Annotated in this window: 13 protein-coding genes; 3 read left to right on the top strand and 10 right to left on the bottom strand. The window is 58.8% G+C overall.

Going from position 1 to position 16,597, the window contains the following annotated elements; all coding sequences use genetic code 11:
• Nucleotides 1-24 precede the first annotated feature (24 nt).
• From V476_RS28840 to V476_RS28835, 3 genes are all read left to right on the top strand, one after another.
• Nucleotides 25-1,116: an RHS repeat-associated core domain-containing protein gene (locus V476_RS28840; protein ID WP_024961243.1), complete on the top strand. Its 1,092-nt coding sequence runs from the start codon at nucleotides 25-27 to the stop codon at nucleotides 1,114-1,116.
• A gap of 280 nt (nucleotides 1,117-1,396) precedes the next feature.
• Nucleotides 1,397-2,413 carry an RHS repeat-associated core domain-containing protein gene (locus V476_RS26890; protein WP_080278620.1) on the top strand — a complete coding sequence of 339 codons (1,017 nt, stop codon included), beginning with the start codon at nucleotides 1,397-1,399 and terminating at the stop codon, nucleotides 2,411-2,413.
• Nucleotides 2,414-2,729: 316 nt separating this feature from the next.
• Nucleotides 2,730-3,659 carry an RHS repeat-associated core domain-containing protein gene (locus tag V476_RS28835; protein ID WP_024961246.1) on the top strand — a complete coding sequence of 310 codons (930 nt, stop codon included), beginning with the start codon at nucleotides 2,730-2,732 and terminating at the stop codon, nucleotides 3,657-3,659.
• 69 nt (nucleotides 3,660-3,728) lie between these two features.
• Here the strand turns inward: V476_RS28835 and fdhA are convergent, their stop codons facing one another.
• The 10 genes from fdhA to V476_RS08805 all read right to left on the bottom strand — a co-directional run bounded on the left by fdhA (nucleotide 3,729) and on the right by V476_RS08805 (nucleotide 15,937).
• The gene (gene fdhA, locus V476_RS08850; RefSeq protein ID WP_003420021.1) at nucleotides 3,729-4,928 is read right to left on the bottom strand and encodes a formaldehyde dehydrogenase, glutathione-independent; all 1,200 of its coding nucleotides are present in this window, start codon (nucleotides 4,926-4,928) and stop codon (nucleotides 3,729-3,731) included.
• Nucleotides 4,929-5,043: 115 nt separating this feature from the next.
• Nucleotides 5,044-5,901, bottom strand: coding sequence for a formyltetrahydrofolate deformylase (gene purU, locus V476_RS08845; RefSeq protein WP_024961247.1), 858 nt, complete (start codon nucleotides 5,899-5,901; stop codon nucleotides 5,044-5,046).
• 205 nt (nucleotides 5,902-6,106) lie between these two features.
• A complete protein-coding gene (locus V476_RS08840; protein WP_003411878.1) occupies nucleotides 6,107-6,739 on the bottom strand; it encodes a sarcosine oxidase subunit gamma in 633 nt (210 codons plus the stop codon).
• A gap of 50 nt (nucleotides 6,740-6,789) precedes the next feature.
• The gene (locus V476_RS08835; RefSeq protein WP_024961248.1) at nucleotides 6,790-9,810 is read right to left on the bottom strand and encodes a sarcosine oxidase subunit alpha; all 3,021 of its coding nucleotides are present in this window, start codon (nucleotides 9,808-9,810) and stop codon (nucleotides 6,790-6,792) included.
• Nucleotides 9,807-10,103, bottom strand: coding sequence for a sarcosine oxidase subunit delta (locus V476_RS08830; protein WP_003316160.1), 297 nt, complete (start codon nucleotides 10,101-10,103; stop codon nucleotides 9,807-9,809). Before V476_RS08830 ends, V476_RS08835 begins: the two co-directional genes overlap by 4 nt.
• Nucleotides 10,104-10,118: 15 nt before the next feature.
• On the bottom strand, nucleotides 10,119-11,369 hold the full coding sequence (locus tag V476_RS08825; protein WP_024961249.1) for a sarcosine oxidase subunit beta family protein: 1,251 nt from the start codon (nucleotides 11,367-11,369) through the stop codon (nucleotides 10,119-10,121).
• A gap of 17 nt (nucleotides 11,370-11,386) precedes the next feature.
• On the bottom strand, nucleotides 11,387-12,640 hold the full coding sequence (gene glyA / locus V476_RS08820) for a serine hydroxymethyltransferase (protein ID WP_024692062.1): 1,254 nt from the start codon (nucleotides 12,638-12,640) through the stop codon (nucleotides 11,387-11,389).
• A gap of 261 nt (nucleotides 12,641-12,901) precedes the next feature.
• Nucleotides 12,902-14,080 (bottom strand): choline ABC transporter ATP-binding protein, encoded by a 1,179-nt coding sequence (gene choV, locus V476_RS08815; protein WP_003341293.1) that lies wholly within the window; start codon nucleotides 14,078-14,080, stop codon nucleotides 12,902-12,904.
• Complete coding sequence (choW, locus tag V476_RS08810; protein ID WP_170855970.1) at nucleotides 14,077-14,925, bottom strand: choline ABC transporter permease subunit; 849 nt, start codon at nucleotides 14,923-14,925, stop codon at nucleotides 14,077-14,079. The genes choV and choW overlap by 4 nt, the downstream gene beginning before the upstream one ends.
• Nucleotides 14,926-14,989: 64 nt before the next feature.
• A complete protein-coding gene (locus V476_RS08805; RefSeq protein WP_024961250.1) occupies nucleotides 14,990-15,937 on the bottom strand; it encodes a choline ABC transporter substrate-binding protein in 948 nt (315 codons plus the stop codon).
• Nucleotides 15,938-16,597 lie beyond the last annotated feature (660 nt).

The raw sequence follows: 16,597 nt of genomic DNA, 5'->3' as shown, positions 1-16,597 counted from the left end.
GGGTGACTTCAAAGGAGTGAAACCATGGCTTCGTCCGGGCAATCCGTGCTCTGCGTCTATCGCTACGACGGGTTGGATCGTCTGGCCGATTGTTCGCCTGCGGGGCAGGGCAGCACTCGCCTTTTTTATCAGAAGACACTCTTGGCTACGCAGATTCAGGGGCAGATCCAGCACACGCTTATGCGCACGGATGAGCATTTGCTGGCGTGCCTGAGCGCAGAAAATAATCAGCGCGACGGCGCGTTGTTGGCGACGGATCAACAGCATTCCGCGACCGCCGCTCAGGGGTTGGAATTTGCCTACACACCTTACGGACATCGTCATCCTTCAGGCTCCGCAAGCCTGCCGGGCTTTACTGGCCAGCGGGTTGACCCGGTGACGGGGCACTATTTGCTGGGGAATGGGTATCGGGCGTTTAACCCGGTGCTAATGCGGTTCAACAGCCCGGACAGTCTGAGCCCGTTTGGTGAGGGTGGGGTGAATGCGTATGGGTATTGTGGGGGGGATCCGGTTAATCGGGTTGATCCGAGCGGGCATATGTTCTCGCTTTTCAGGCCACTGGTGAACGTTATGCGTTTTTTCAAACCTAAACCGTTAAAAAATATGAAAATTGTCTCAGAGGGTTTAATAAGTTTTGAAGACACCGCCAACGGTGCGAAAAGAATTAATTTCTACGCGCACGGCTACAAAGTACCAATCAAAGAACATGGATATCATCAGATGAGAGCAGCGAACCAAGGCTTAGGTCCTGAGCAACTATACAACTCAGTGGTGGCGTCTGGTGTGAATTTTGATAAGTATAAGCAAATAAGGTTGGTTATGTGTTATTCAGCTACAGGGGGAGATAACTCCTTTGCGGCCTCTTTTTCGAAAATTACAAAAAAGCCTGTTAAAGGCTATATTTCAGAGGTGTTTGCCTATCCGGATCCGGAAAAAATTTCATCCATGATTGTTGGGAAGTCTGCCTCTATTCGCTGGCTGGGTAGCGGTAAAAATCGGTATGATCAAGGGCTGTTGCTTCTTAAAAGTAATATTCACGTGCCTGGCTCTTCCGAATATTCCAGCTTTAGTTATAATCCTGTTATCTATAAGCCTACTAAGCTTCGAAATAAGTAGCGTGAATGTTGTTGCGTATTGCTGCGTTGTGATAGGGGCGGGTAGCTATAGGTTACCCATACTGCAGGTGGTCAAGTTGTACCAAAAAACCAGGCAGATTAATAACAAAATTCTTCGTCACGTCCGCATCAAGCTCCACGATGGCGGGCGCTTCGGTCTGAGCGCCGGCGTGGCTGTGCCCAGCGCCTTTCGGCCTGGCACCTAGTAGTTCTGCTAGCTGGGCGCAAGCACGGAGTCAGCCCAGACTTGCTGCCATGGGTGATTTCAAAGGAATGAGACCATGGCTTCGTCCGGGCAATCCGTGCTCTGCGTCTATCGCTACGACGGGTTGGATCGTCTGGCCGATTGTTCGCCTGCGGGGCAGGGCAGCACTCGCCTTTTTTATCAGAAGACACTCTTGGCTACGCAGATTCAGGGGCAGATCCAGCACACGTTTATGCGCACGGATGAGCATTTGCTGGCGTGCCTGAGCGCAGAAAATAATCAGCGCGACGGCGCGTTGTTGGCGACGGATCAGCAGCAGTCCGTGATTGTGGCTCAGGGGGCGGCGTTTGCTTATACGCCTTACGGGCATCGTCATCCGTCAGCAGGGCCGATGAGCCTGCCTGGCTACGCTGGCCAGCGGGTTGACCCGGTGACGGGGCACTATTTGCTGGGCAATGGGTATCGGGCGTTTAACCCGGTGTTCATGAGGTTTAACAGCCCGGACAGTCTGAGCCCGTTTGGTGAGGGTGGGGTGAATGCGTATGGGTATTGTGGGGGGGATCCGGTTAATCGGGTTGATCCGAGCGGGCATTGGCCAACGGTTTTAGTGAAGTTTTTGAAAAGAGCAAGCAGTGTAAAAAAGCGTTTACTTGGTCGAAGAGGTAGCCAAGATTCTATGTCTTCCCCGTTGGTTACTTCTGCGGAGAGTTCCGGGTCCACACAGGTTGCTACTTCAACTAAGTCGGTGAGCGTACCTTTGTCTGCATCTGGTGTTATTGATGCGTCACACCTTGTTGTCCCACCACCCCGCCCTCCCAAGACAGGGCAGCTGAACGGCATTCCGCCGGCCCTTCCTCCCAAGCAAGGGCAACTGAGCGATATCACGCCGCCTGTTCCTCGTCGATATAACTACGTGGATGCGCATGGTAATGCAATAGACATTCACGGAGCTAATGAACTGCTTATTAAGCAGGTCCGAGATAATCAAGCAGTTGTTCGAAGAGATGGTCGGGTGCCGTATGTTATGGATAATGATCAAAAATATTATGAGAGGGTGGTTGGAAAACATCGGGGTGGCAATAAATCGTCCTAGAAGCCGATAGACGTGCCAAGTCGATTCCGATAAAGGCCAACCACCCAGTTGGTTAGAGGGTAGGTGGGGGCTTTTAATCATGAAGGTGATAATAAGGTGGCAGTGTTCAAGTCATACCCAACAACCCACACGGATCAATTACAAATTTCTTCGTCACGTCTGCATCAGGCTCCACGATGGCGGGCGTTTCGGTCTGAGTGCCAGCGTGACTGTGCCCAGCGCCTTTCGGCCTGGCACCTAGTAGTTCTGCTAGCTGGGCGCAAGCACGGAGTCAGCCCAGACTTGCTGCCATGGGTGATTTCAAAGGAGTGACAACATGGCTTCGTCCGGGCAGTCCGTGCTCTGTGTCTATCGCTACGATCCATTGGATCGCCTGGCCGATTGCGCGCCTGCGGGGCAGGATAGCACTCGCCTTTTTTATCAGAAGACACACCTGGCTACGCAGATTCAGGGGCAGGTCCAGCACACGCTTATGCGCACGGATGAGCATTTGCTGGCGTGCCTGAGTGCAGAAAATAATCAGCGCGACGGCGTGTTGTTGGCGACGGATCAACAGCAGTCAGTGACCGCCGCTCAGGGGTTGGAATTTGCCTACACGCCTTACGGACATCGTCATCCTTCAGGCCCCGCAAGCCTGCCGGGCTTTACCGGCCAGCGGGTTGACCCGGTGACGGGGCACTATTTGCTGGGTAACGGGTATCGGGCGTTTAACCCGGTGTTGATGAGGTTTAACAGCCCGGACAGTCTGAGCCCGTTTGGTGAGGGTGGGGTGAATGCGTATGGGTACTGTGAGGGGGATCCGGTTAATCGAGAGGATAAAAATGGACATATACCTAATATTTTTAAACCTATATTGAGAGCAGTGAGGGTGATTAAAAACCCGAGGCGCGTGTTGAATAATCACTATGAAAAAATAATTGCTGCCCGGAAAAATGTAGATCGTGCGAGCCAAGTCATAGCAAAGTATGATCAGAAAGGTTTGACCGTTCCCGGTGAGTTGAAAGAAGTTTACAAGGCACGGTTAGATCGACTTTCAAGCTCGGTCTATAAAGAAGATGTACCTCCGCCGAACTATTATTGGGCTATCGAAAATAAGCCCGTTCATGCGCCGGAAGCGATTCTTCCGACCTTTGAGCGGGCTATGAACAGCCTGCCAGGTAATGACTTGCTCGTTTGGCTACCTACTTATGGGAAAGATTTAAAAAATAAAACAATTAGCGAGTCTATTGAGTCTATACGTCGCTAGGGTGCAGAGTGGAATAATCCACATTGCACCCTAGGATTGATGAGGTAGATCAATGTTGCCAGTGCGAGACTAACTCCCGCCAAACAACCCATGCGGATCAATCACAAACTTCTTCGGCACGCCCGAATCGAACTCTCCATACCCCCGCGGAGCATCATCCAGACTGATCACCTCGACACCCACTATGTCGGCGATTTTGATGCGGTCCCACATGATCGCCTGCATCAACTGGCGGTTGTATTTCATGACCGGGGTCTGGCCGGTGTGGAAGCTGTGGGATTTGGCCCAGCCCAGACCGAAGCGGATGCTCAGGCTGCCCATTTTTGCGGCGGCGTCCACGGCTCCCGGGTCTTCGGTGACGTACAGGCCGGGGATGCCGATCTTGCCTGCGACGCGCACTACGCCCATCAACGAGTTGAGAACGGTGGCGGGTGCTTCGGCCTGAGCGCCAGCATGACCGTGACCGCGTGCTTCGAAGCCTACGGCGTCGATGGCGCAATCCACTTCAGGCTCGCCGAGCAAGGCAGCGATCTGTTCGTGCAAGGGAGTGTCCTGGGAAAGGTCGGCAATTTCGAAGCCCTGGGCCTTGGCATGAACCAGACGCGTCGGGTTCACGTCGCCGACGATCACCACGGCAGCGCCCAGCAAGCGTGCTGACGCCGCCGCAGCCAGGCCGACCGGGCCGGCGCCTGCAACATAAACCGTGCTGCCAGGGCCAACCCCGGCAGTCACTGCGCCGTGGTAGCCGGTGGGCAGGATGTCGGACAGGCAGGTCAGGTCGCGAATTTTCTCCATCGCCGCGTCGCGGTCCGGGAGTTTGAGCAGGTTGAAGTCCGCGTAAGGCACCAGCACGTATTCAGCCTGGCCGCCAACCCAGTCACCCATGTCGACATAGCCATAGGCACCACCGGGACGCGCCGGATTGACCGTCAGGCAGACGCCGGTGTTCTGTTCCTTGCAACTGCGGCAGCGACCGCACGCCACGTTGAATGGCACAGAAACCAGATCACCGACTTTCAGATGTTCCACGTCACGACCGGCTTCCAGCACCTCGCCAGTGATTTCATGACCGAGCACCAGCCCGGTTTGCGCCGTGGTGCGGCCGCGTACCATGTGCTGGTCGGAGCCGCAGATGTTGGTGGAGACCACGCGCAGAATCACGCCGTGTTCGATGCGCTTGCCGCGTGGATCTTCCATTTTCGGGAAAGGAATTGATTGCACTTCGACCTTGCCAGCGCCGAGATACACTACACCGCGATTACCAGACATACATGTCACCTCGCTTTTATTGTGGTGAAACAGATTTAGAGCAGAGAAGAACAGTTGCAAGCTTCAAGCGGCAAGAAATACGGATCGCTTGCAGCTTGCAGCTTGCAGCTTGCGCCTATAAAACCACCGTCCTGTTGGCGTTGAGGAACACCCGCCGTTCGATGTGATAACCCACCGCGCGGGCCAGTGTCAGTCCTTCGATGTCTCGACCCTTGGCGATCAGGTCTTCGGGATAGTGGCTGTGATCGACCACTTCCACGCCCTGGGCAATGATCGGACCTTCGTCCAGATCGTTGTTAATGTAATGCGCCGTGGCACCGACCAGCTTCACCCCCTTGTTGTAAGCCTGATGGTAAGGCTTGGCGCCTTTGAAACCGGGCAGTAACGAGTGGTGGATATTGATCGCCTTGCCGTCCAGCTTGCGACACAGGTCCGGAGACAGGACCTGCATGTAGCGGGCAAGAATCACCAGTTCTGCACCAGACTCTTCGATGACCTGCCAGACTTTGGCTTCCTGCGCGGGCTTGTCGTTGGGGTCCAGTGGGAAATGGTAGTACGCAATGCCGTGCCAGCCAGCCAGTGGCTCAAGATCAGGGTGATTGGACACCACCGCGACCACGTCCATGGACAGTTGATTGATACGCTGGCGATAGAGCAGGTCATTGAGGCAGTGATCGGCTTTCGAGACCATGATCACGACTTTTGGCCGGTAGTTGGGCGCCGTGAGTTCGAAGATCATGCCGAACGTTTCGCCGCGCTCACTCAGCCCGGCCCTGAATCCCTGTTCGTCGAAAGCCTCGGGCTGACGAAACTCCACACGGATGAAGAAGCGTCCCGAGAGGCGGTCATCGAAGGAGTGGTGTTCTGTGACGTAGCAACCCAGCTCGAACAGAAAGCGCGTCACTGCGTCTACCGTGCCCAGCATGCTGGGGCAGTCGGCGGTCAAAATCCATGTGTCGGGCGCGCGGCTCATTAAATGAATGCTCCAGAGTATTCGTTATCCGCAAATCTGACTGACAGTGTCAGCCAGCATGCTCAAGCAGGACGCAGAGCGTCCGGAACTGCATTCCCACGCGGAGCGTGGGGACGATAATCACCGTATCGGCTATCGTGCCAATGCTCCAGCAGGAGTCCTCATTAAGACTGACGCTAAGGTTTCAGCCCAGGTCCCCGGCGCTTCACGCCTGAATACTCAGCCCGTACTCGGCACTCGCATCCTGCAGCCACAGCCACCAGTAATCCGAGAAGCTGCGGCGGACCAGCAGCTCCCAGGTTTCTTCACCGGTCCGGCGGATCACCAGTTGCGACTTGGCGAACACAGTGCCGACTGCCTTGCCCACCGGGAAGTTGTCCGGGTGCACGTCGTAGCTGGTTGACTTCATCAGTACCTGGCGTACCTTCGGCCCGCTCAGTTCAAGGATTGACTGCCCGCCGCTGACATTGACGATCGCGATGTGCTGCCCGCTCAGTTCTTCACGCAGCTTTTGTTCTGCCGCGAACTCTTCGCCGCTCGGCACGATCAGCAGCCATTCATCCGGGCCAAGCCATTGCAGTGAGCTTTCGCCGTTGATGACCAGCATCAGCGCGGCGGGCAGCTCCATGCCCAGCGCCTTGTGTACGCCAGCGGCGAAGGCCGGATCGTGGGCATTGCCACGAATCGTCAGGTGCCCCAGCAGCTTTTTCTCGCGCAGGAAAACCCCCGGGCTGGCGCGCCCCTTGCCAATCAGGCTGTCGAGGTTTGCATGGAACAGCGGCGACTCGGCTTTGACGTCGGTGGTCGGGCGCTGCTGGTAAACGTTGGCTGTGCTCATGATTCACCTGCTTGAATTCTGTGTGCTGCGGATGATCGACTCATCGCGTGCTACTCGATGTTCTGCCGCTCGCCCTTCGGATCGAAGAACACCGAAGAAACGATCTCGGCTTCGATCACGCTGCCATCGGCCAAGGGTGCGAAGACCCGCTCGCCCATACGCGCCAGGCCGCCTTTGACCACGCCCATCGCGAACGAATAGCCCAGCGAGTTGTGCGCGTAACTGGAGGTCACGTGGCCGACCATGCTCATCGGAATCGTCTGTTTGGTATCGAACACCAGTTGCGCACCTTCCGGCAGCCATTTGGCAGGGTCCACCGGCTTGAGGCCGACCAGTTGCTTGCGCTGTTCGCGGACGCAGTCTTCGCGATTCATGCCGCGCCAGCCGATCCAGGAGAACGGTTTGGTACGGCCCACACACCAGCCCATATTCAGATCGTCGGGCGTCATCGAGCCGTCAGTATCCTGACCGACGATGATGAAACCCTTCTCTGCGCGCAGCACGTGCATGGTCTCGGTGCCGTAAGGCGTCAGGTTGTACTGCTTGCCTGCCTCGGCGATCTTTTCCAGAACGCCCATGGCGTAGTCGGCCTGAATGTTGACCTCGTAGGACAGCTCGCCGGTAAACGAGATACGGAATACCCGGGCCGGCACACCGGCGACCAGACCTTCCTTCCAGGTCATGAACGGGAAGGCTTCACGGCCCAGATCAATATCGGTGACTTCGCTGAGCAGCTTGCGGCTGTTGGGGCCGGACAGTGTCAGGGTCGCCCAGTGATCGGTCACTGAGGTGAAATACACTTTCAGGTCCGGCCATTCGGTCTGTTGATAGATTTCCAGCCATTGCAGGACACGCGCTGCGCCGCCCGTGGTGGTGGTCATCAGGAAGTGGTTGTCAGCGAGACAGGCAGTGACCCCGTCATCGAAGACCATGCCGTCTTCCTTGCACATCAGGCCATAGCGGGCCTTGCCGACGTCCAGTTTGGTCCAGGCGTTGGTGTAGATGCGGTTGAGGAACTCGCGTGCATCCGGGCCTTGAATATCGATCTTGCCCAGCGTCGAAGCGTCCAGCAGGCCAACGCTGTCGCGCACCGCCTTGCATTCGCGAGCGACGGCTGCGGGCAGGTCTTCGCCGTTTTTCGGGAAGTACCACGGCCGTTTCCATTGGCCGACGTCCTCGAACTCGGCGCCGTTTTTGACATGCCAGGCGTGCAGCGCGGTGAACCGCACGGGTTCGAAGATGTGTTTGCAATGACGCCCGGCTATCGCGCCGAAGGTCACCGGCGTGTAGTTGGGGCGGAACATAGTGGTGCCCATTTCCGGGATCGTCACGTTCAGTGAACGGGCGGCGATGGCCAGACCGTTGACGTTGCCCAGCTTGCCCTGATCGGTGCCGAAACCCAACGCGGTGTAGCGCTTGACGTGCTCGACCGACTCGAAACCCTCGCGGGTTGCCAGTTCGATGGCGGCGGCGGTGACGTCGTTCTGGAAGTCCACGAACTGCTTGGGGGCGCGTGCGGTGCCTTTTTCGTGCGGCACCTGGAACAGTGCCAGCGTCGGTTCTTCAGCACGGCTGAGGGCTTTGGGCATCACGCCTTCGACCACCTTGAAGCCCGCTTCACTGGCAGCGCGCACGCCGCCTTCGAAGCCATCGGCCAGGCTGTCAGCCAGGCTGTAGACGCCGTTGACTCCGCCTACGCAGATACGTTTCTGTGGTGCTTCGCCCGGTACGAAGCCGAGGATGTCCTCGCGCCAGACCGGCTTGCCGCCCAGGTGCGAGGCCAGATGCACGATCGGGCTGTAGCCGCCGGAGCTGGCAACCACGTCGCATTCAAGCCATTCGCCTGGGCTGGTCACGCTGTGCGTCTTGAGGTCGATGGCGGCAACGCGGGCAGCCGTCACGCGCTTGCTGCCGCGGACCTCTATGACCGCGCTGCCGGTCAGGATGCGAATGCCTTTGGCCCGCGCTTCTTCAACCAGCGGCCCGCGCGGGTTATGCCGTGCATCCGCAATCGCGACCACGTGCAGGCTGGCGTCGAGCCAGTCCAGAGCGACGCGATAAGCGTGATCGTTGTTGGTGGAAAGCACCAGTTTCTTGCCCGGCGCCACGCCATAACGACGAACGTAAGTCGATACGGCACCGGCCAGCATGTTGCCGGGCACATCGTTGTTGCCGTAGACCAGCGGACGCTCGTGAGTACCCGCGGCCAGCACCACACGTTTGGCACGTACCCGGTGCATGCGCTGGCGGACCATGCCGATCGGCGCGCGATCACCCAGGTGGTCGGTGAGGCGCTCGTGGATGGTCAGGAAATTGTGATCGTGATAGCCATTGACCGTGGCACGCGGCAGCAGGGTGACGTTGCGCAGGCTTTTCAGCTCGGCGACGACCGTCGACACCCATTCAGTGGCGGGTTTGCCGTCGAGGCTTTCACGGCTGTCGAGCAGGCTGCCGCCGAACTCTTCCTGTTCATCGGCAATGATCACTCGGGCACCGCTGCGACCTGCTGCCAGGGCAGCGGCCAGACCGGCCGGGCCCGCACCGACGATCAACACGTCGCAGTGCTGGTTCATTGCATCGTAGCTGTCCGGGTCGTTCTCGGTCGGCGAGCGACCGAGGCCTGCAGCCTTGCGGATGTACTTCTCGTAAGTCATCCAGAACGATTGCGGGTACATGAAGGTTTTGTAGTAGAAACCCGGCGGCATCAGCTTGCCGCCGACCTTGCCCAGAATGCCCATGACATCGGTATTCACGCTCGGCCAGCCGTTGGTGCTGGTCGCCACCAGTCCGGCATAGAGCGCCTGTTGCGTGGCACGCACGTTGGGGATCTGCGTCGCTTCGGTCGCGCCGATCTGCAGCACGGCATTGGGCTCTTCCGAACCCGCTGCGAAGATGCCGCGCGGGCGGGAGTATTTGAAGCTGCGGCCGATGATATCGACGCCGTTGGCGAGCAGGGCAGAGGCCAGCGAGTCACCTTCAAAGCCCTGGTAGGTCTGGCCGTTGAAGGTAAAGTTGAGCACCTTGCTGCGATTGATACGGCCGCCGTTGGGCAGGCGATGGGTCTGGCTCATACCTTGTCTCCCTGATCCGTGAACTGCGGCCTGGTACCGATCGGATAGGTCTCGAGAATCTCGTAGGTCACGGTATTACGCGTCATGTTGAAATACTGGCGGCAACCGGCGGCGTGTATCCACAGTTCGTGATGCAGGCCGCGCGGGTTATCGCGAAAGAACATGTAGTCGCCCCATTGCTCATCGGTGCAGGCACCGGGGTCCAGCGGGCGCGGGATGTGCGCCTGACCGGACGGGTGGAATTCCTCTTCGGAGCGCAGTTCGCCACAGTGAGGACAGAAGATATGCAGCATGGTCGGGTTCTCCTGTTAGTGGGCTACGGCTGCAGCGCCGTGTTCGTCGATGAGTGCGCCGTTGTGGAAACGGTCGATGGAGAACGGCTTGGCCAGCGGATGCATCTCGCCCTTGGCCAGACTGGCGGCAAATACGTTGCCCGAGCCCGGCGTGGCCTTGAAGCCGCCTGTGCCCCAGCCGCAGTTGAAGAACATGTTCGGCACCGGGGTCTTTGAAATGATCGGGCAGGCGTCCGGCGTGGTGTCGACGATACCGCCCCATTGACGATTCATGCGCACGCGGGACAGCACCGGGAACATCTCGACGATGGCCTGGACGGTGTGTTCGATCACCGGGTACGAGCCGCGCTGGCCGTAACCGACCCAACTGTCGATACCGGCGCCGATCACCAGGTCGCCCTTGTCGGACTGGCTGATGTAGCCGTGTACCGCGTTGGACATGATGACGCTGTCGATAATCGGCTTGATCGGCTCGGAAACCAGTGCCTGCAACGGGTGTGATTCGATAGGCAGACGGAAGCCTGCCAGCTTGGCCATCTGCCCGGAATTACCGGCGGTTACCACACCGACACGTTTTGCACCGATGAAGCCCTTGTTGGTTTCCACTCCGATGCACACGCCGTTTTCCTTGCGAAAGCCGATGACTTCGGTCTGCTGAATCAGGTCGACGCCCAGCGCGTCGGCCGCGCGGGCGAAGCCCCAGGCCACCGCATCGTGGCGGGCGACGCCGCCACGGCGTTGGACCGTTGCGCCGATGATCGGGTAACGGGTGTTTTTCGAGCAGTCCAGGTACGGGATTTCCTCGGCGACCTGCTGGCCGTTGAGCAATTCACCGTCCACGCCGTTAAGCCGGTTGGCGCTGACGCGGCGCTCGGAGTCGCGCATGTCCTGCAGGGTGTGGCACAGGTTGTAAACGCCGCGCTGGGAGAACATGACGTTGTAGTTAAGGTCCTGGGACAGGCCTTCCCACAGTTTCATCGCGTGTTCATAGAGGTGGGCCGACTCGTCCCACAGGTAGTTGGAGCGCACGATGGTGGTGTTGCGCGCAGTGTTGCCGCCGCCCAGCCAGCCTTTCTCGACCACGGCCACATTGGTGATGCCATGCTCCTTGGCCAGATAATAGGCCGTGGCCAGACCGTGCCCGCCGCCGCCGACGATGACCACGTCATAGACCTTTTTCGGGGTGGGCGTGCGCCACATGCGCTGCCAGTTTTCATGGTGGCTGAGGGAATGCTTGAGAAGGCCGAAGCCTGAGTAATGCTGCATGTGAGGCTACTCCTGACTCAGCGATAAACCGGAAAATCGGCGCACAGGGCGGCGACCTGGCTGGCGACGTCGGCCTCGACATCGGCATCACCGAGGTTGTCGAGGATGTCGCAGATCCAGCCTGCCAGCTCGACGCACTGGGTCACCTTGAAGCCGCGGGTGGTAACAGCTGGTGTACCGATGCGCAGGCCGGACGTCACGAACGGCGACTGCGGGTCGTTGGGCACCGAGTTCTTGTTGACGGTAATGTGCGCACGCCCGAGCGCTGCGTCGGCGTCCTTGCCGGTCAGACCCTGACGGATCAGGCTGACCAGAAACAGATGGTTGTCGGTGCCGCCGGAGACCACGTCGAAGCCCCGATCGATGAACACCTGCGCCATCGCTTGCGCGTTGTCGATGACCTGCTGTTGATAGACCTTGAAGGCGGGCTCCATGGCTTCTTTGAAACACACGGCCTTGGCGGCGATGACGTGCATCAACGGGCCGCCCTGACCACCAGGGAAGACGGCGGAATTGAATTTCTTCTCCAGCTCTTCGTTGGCCTTGGCCAGGATCAGGCCGCCGCGTGGACCGCGCAGGGTCTTGTGGGTCGTGGTGGTGACTACGTCTGCGTAGGGCAGCGGATTCGGGTAAAGACCGGCGGCAACCAGACCGGCGACGTGCGCCATGTCGACGAACAGGTAAGCGCCCACCTTGTCGGCGATTTCACGGAAGCGCGGGAAGTCGAGGGTCTTGGAATAGGCCGAAAACCCGGCAATGATCATTTTCGGCTGGCATTCGACGGCAATGCGCTCGACTTCGTCGTAATCGATCAGCCCGGTCGCGGTGTCGATGCCGTACTGCACGGCGTTATAGAGCTTGCCCGAGAAGCTGACCTTGGCACCGTGGGTCAGGTGGCCGCCGTGCGCCAGGCTCATGCCCAACACGGTATCGCCGGCCTGGAGCAGCGCCAGATAGACCGCTGCGTTGGCCTGACTGCCGGAGTGTGGCTGAACGTTGGCGTAGTCGGCACCAAACAGCTGTCTGGCGCGCTCGATGGCCAGCTGCTCGACCTTGTCGACGTGCTCGCAACCGCCGTAGTAACGCTTGCCGGGATAGCCCTCTGCGTACTTGTTGGTCAGACCGCTGCCCTGCGCCTGCATCACGCGTTTGCTGGTGTAGTTCTCCGAGGCGATCAGCTCGATATGGTCTTCCTGACGCTGCTCCTCGGCGTTCATCGCCGACAGCAGTGCATCGTCATAACCCTGGATCTGGTCTTGCTTGCTGAACATCGCGGATCTCCCAGCGGCGGCGCGGCGCCTGACTTGTCGTTCGGGCGGAACAGAGCCCTCTGAGAGCGATGGTAGGGCCGCACCGAAGACGCCAAATGCCTATGGACGCCACACAAAGGTGCGTTTACGACATGGGGGCTGAGGGAGCAGAAATAGCGGTAGGGGGAGTTGCCCGGGGGACAAGGCTGTGGACGAAAAAAAGCCCGCTCCCGGCTGGATGAGTCCAGCGCGGTGGAGCGGGCTTGTCGGTTACAGGCCTTGTCAGCCGTGGTTTTTGCCCAGCAACGCGTGATACAGCTCGGTATCACCCAGAATGCCGACCACTTTATTGCCTTCCTGCAGGACCAGTTTGTTACCGGTCTGGTAGCGGATCTGCAGCGCGTCGCGCATGCCGATGTTGGAATGCACAAGTGTAGGGCGTCGATCCAGAGTGGCGACGTCCTGACCGGGGGCCCAGTTCTGCAGATCGAGGGCCGTAGCACCTTGCCGCGCGCCTTTGATTACGTTGCCGTCGGCCAGATCGAGCCATGAGTCGCCGCTCGGGTCCAGGCACACCGAACCGTTGACGTGGGTGCACTCGTCGACGGTGCGCATCAGACTGCGCCCGCACAGCACGTTGAGCGGGTTGGTGTGTGCAACGAAGGTGCGCACGTATTCATCTGCCGGATTGAGCACGATCTGCTCCGGCACGCTGTATTGCACGATACGGCCGTCTTTCATGATAGCGATCCGGCTGCCGAGCTTCAGTGCTTCATCCAGATCGTGGCTGACGAACACAATGGTCTTGCTCAGCTTGCTTTGCAGGGCGAGCAGTTCGTCCTGCAACCCCTGGCGGATCAGGGGGTCGAGCGCCGAGAACGGTTCGTCCATCAGCAGGATGTCGGCATCCATCGCCAGTGCCCGCGCCAGGCCCACTCGTTGCTGCATGCCGCCAGACAGTTCGTCGGGCTTCTTGTTGCGCCATTGGGTCAGGCCCACCAGCTCGAGCTTTTCATCCACCAGCTTGCGCCGTTCCTTTTCGGGGCGACCCTGCATCTCCAGGCCGAAGCTGATGTTCTCGCGCACCGTCAGCCAGGGCATCAGGGCGAACTTCTGGAAGACCATGGCAATGCGCTTGGTGCGCATCATTTTCAGTTCGGCTGCGCTGCAGTTGGCGATGTTGATCTGCGAGCCTTCATGCTCGACGAACAGTGAGCCACGGCTGACGGTGTTGAGGCCGTTGATACAGCGCAACAGGCTGGATTTGCCGGAGCCCGACAGGCCCATCAGGACGCAGATTTCGCCTTTTTCGATGTCCAGACTGGCGTTCTCGACGCCGACGATCTGTCCGGTTTTCTTGAGGATCTGGTCACGCGTGAGGCCTTCGTCGAGCAGCTTGAGGGCTTCACGCGGGTCCTTGGAGAAGATGACGTCTACCTTGTCGAACTTGATGATACTCATGCGTCGGACCCTACCTTGGCTTCGGGTTGTTTGCAGATGCGGTCGAGCATGATGGCCAGCAATACGATTGCCAGACCGGCTTCGAAACCGAGCGCGATGTCGGCCGTGTTCAGCGCGTTGACCACTGGTTTGCCCAGGCCGTCGGCACCGACCAGGGCCGCGATGACCACCATCGACAGCGACAGCATGATGCACTGGGTAATCCCGGCTGCAATGCTGGGCATCGCGTAGGGCAGTTCAATGCGCGTCAGCAACTGGCGACGTGACGAACCGAAGGCCTTGCCGGCATCCAGCAACTCCTGAGGCACATCGCGAATACCCAGGTAGGTCAGGCGAATCGGCGCGGCAATGGCGAAAACCACCGTCGAGATCAGGCCGGGTACCACGCCCAGACCAAACAGCGTGAGCGTCGGAATCAGGTAGACGAAAGTAGGCACGGTCTGCATCAGGTCGAGTATCGGCCGGATGATGGTGTAGAACAGCGGCTTGTGCGCGGCAATGATGCCCAGCGGCACGCCGATGACGACACACACCAGCGTGGCGAAGAGCACCTGCGCCAGGGTTTCCATGGTTTCCTGCCAGTAATGCAGGTTGAGGATCAGCAGAAACGAAAGGATGACGAAAACCGTCAGGCCCCACTTGCGCTGGATGAAGTGCGCGAGGGCTGCGATAAGGCCGATCAGTACGAATGGATTGAACCAGGTCAGCGCGAAAGTGAACCCGTGGATCATCATTTCCAGTGTCGAGGCTATTGCGTCGAAGTAATCGGCGCCGTTGGCCGTCAACCAATCGACAAATGCGGCGATGTACTCGCCCAGAGGGATTTTATGGTCAGTCAGCATGATTTCGGGTGTCCGCTTGCGGAAGGTGAAGAGGGCAGCAGGCGGGTCAGCCCCGCCTGCTGTCGGCTTACTGGGTCAACTTGGCTTTGGCGGCCTCCAGGCCTGGCTTGCCATCGACGGTGGTCACGCCTGCGAGCCAGGTGTCGAGTACTTGAGGGTTTTTCTTGATCCACGCCTTGGCGGCGGCATCAGGCTTCATTTTGTCGTCCAGCACGTTACCCATCAGGGTGCTTTCCATGTTCAGCGTGAAGGACAGATTCTTGAGCAGCTGACCTACGTTGCTGCACTCCTGACTGTAGCCTTTGCGGGTGTTGGTGTAGATCGTCGCCTGGCCATAGTTGGGGCCGAAGAAGTCATCGCCACCAGTCAGATATTTCATCTTGAAACGGGTGTTCATCGGGTGCGGTTCCCAGCCGAGGAACACCACATCGTTTTTGCGTTTCACGGCGCGGTCGACCTGCGACAGCATTGCGGCTTCGCTGGACTCCACGACCTTGAAACCTGCGTCTTTGAGGCGGAAGGCGTTCTTGTCGATCATGCTCTGGATCAGGCGATTGCCGTCATTGCCAGGCTCGATGCCGTAGATCTTGCCGCCCAGTTCCTTCTTGAATTTGGCGATGTCGGCGAAGTCATGCAGACCTTTGTCGTAAAGCGCTTCCGGCACCGCGAGGGTGTACTTGGCGTTCTCCAGATTGGCACGCACGGTTTCGACGGTCCCTGCTTCGCGATAGGGCTTGATGTCGTTTTCCATGGTCGGCATCCAGTTGCCGAGGAACACGTCCATGTTCTTGCCGTCGGCCAGCGACTTGTAGGTCACCGGTACGGAAATCATGGTGGTTTTGGTCTTGTAACCCAGTGACTCGAGTACGGCGCTGGTTACCGCAGTGGTGACGGTAATGTCAGTCCAGCCGACATCGGAGAAGTTGACCGTATGACAGGCCTCTGGCTCGGCTGCCTGGGCTAGCACCGGCATACAGAGCGTAGCGGCCAACAGCAACGATTTGGAACCTTTCATGGGGTGGACTCCTGTGAGTTTCTTTTAGTCATCAGCAGGTGAACGCTGACGCGGCTTATGGGTTGGCGAGGCTTTTCGCGAAGCTCCATCACTGCGCCGGGCGATCGAGTCGGAACCGATCATGTAACAGGGAAAATCAAACGCCTACAGGGGGCGTCGTATCCAGTGCAGGAGGCGTCGTATCCAGTGCGCGCAAGGTCGCTTACAGATTCGTTGCATCGTACGCACGCCCGGTTGCAGTGTCGGAACTGCGAAAAAACGGCCAGTACGTTACACAGTCGCTGCGCAGATCGGCAGCGGTCGGTTGGCAGGTCGGTGCCTGCGCGAACGCGGTGTTTTGGAGGGGAGTAACGCCGACAAGTTCATTATCGGGTCGGATCCGGCAGTGGTCACGCCATGTAGGGTGTCATTTTTGGTGGCTGCGCGCTTTTCGATCACGCGCCCTGCAGGCCGCCACTTTTTAGCGCGAGCGTCTACCCTGCGCAGCGTTTCCTCGAGGTGTGCCTTGAGTAGCACTCGGCGTGACAAGACCCTTTGGTCGTTTCCGTCAAGTGCTACCGAACTGCTCATCGAGCTGCGCGATCCGCGGCCTCGCTGTCGCAAACAGGTAAGTGGGTCGCAGCCGGTTAGACGCTTCGCGACGTCGCTTTCGGGTGTTCT

Source organism: Pseudomonas syringae KCTC 12500, from assembly GCF_000507185.2.
Classification (GTDB): Bacteria; Pseudomonadota; Gammaproteobacteria; order Pseudomonadales; family Pseudomonadaceae; genus Aquipseudomonas; species Aquipseudomonas syringae.
This window is presented reverse-complemented; position numbering and strand designations above follow the sequence as displayed.

Coding starts and splice junctions, on each gene's coding strand:
- V476_RS28840 (WP_024961243.1), top strand. CDS start 25: ATGGCTTCGTCCGGGCAATCCGTGCTCTGCGTCTATCGCTACGACGGG.
- V476_RS26890 (WP_080278620.1), top strand. CDS start 1,397: ATGGCTTCGTCCGGGCAATCCGTGCTCTGCGTCTATCGCTACGACGGG.
- V476_RS28835 (WP_024961246.1), top strand. CDS start 2,730: ATGGCTTCGTCCGGGCAGTCCGTGCTCTGTGTCTATCGCTACGATCCA.
- fdhA (WP_003420021.1), bottom strand. CDS start 4,928: ATGTCTGGTAATCGCGGTGTAGTGTATCTCGGCGCTGGCAAGGTCGAA.
- purU (WP_024961247.1), bottom strand. CDS start 5,901: ATGAGCCGCGCGCCCGACACATGGATTTTGACCGCCGACTGCCCCAGC.
- V476_RS08840 (WP_003411878.1), bottom strand. CDS start 6,739: ATGAGCACAGCCAACGTTTACCAGCAGCGCCCGACCACCGACGTCAAA.
- V476_RS08835 (WP_024961248.1), bottom strand. CDS start 9,810: ATGAGCCAGACCCATCGCCTGCCCAACGGCGGCCGTATCAATCGCAGC.
- V476_RS08830 (WP_003316160.1), bottom strand. CDS start 10,103: ATGCTGCATATCTTCTGTCCTCACTGTGGCGAACTGCGCTCCGAAGAG.
- V476_RS08825 (WP_024961249.1), bottom strand. CDS start 11,369: ATGCAGCATTACTCAGGCTTCGGCCTTCTCAAGCATTCCCTCAGCCAC.
- glyA (WP_024692062.1), bottom strand. CDS start 12,640: ATGTTCAGCAAGCAAGACCAGATCCAGGGTTATGACGATGCACTGCTG.
- choV (WP_003341293.1), bottom strand. CDS start 14,080: ATGAGTATCATCAAGTTCGACAAGGTAGACGTCATCTTCTCCAAGGAC.
- V476_RS08805 (WP_024961250.1), bottom strand. CDS start 15,937: ATGAAAGGTTCCAAATCGTTGCTGTTGGCCGCTACGCTCTGTATGCCG.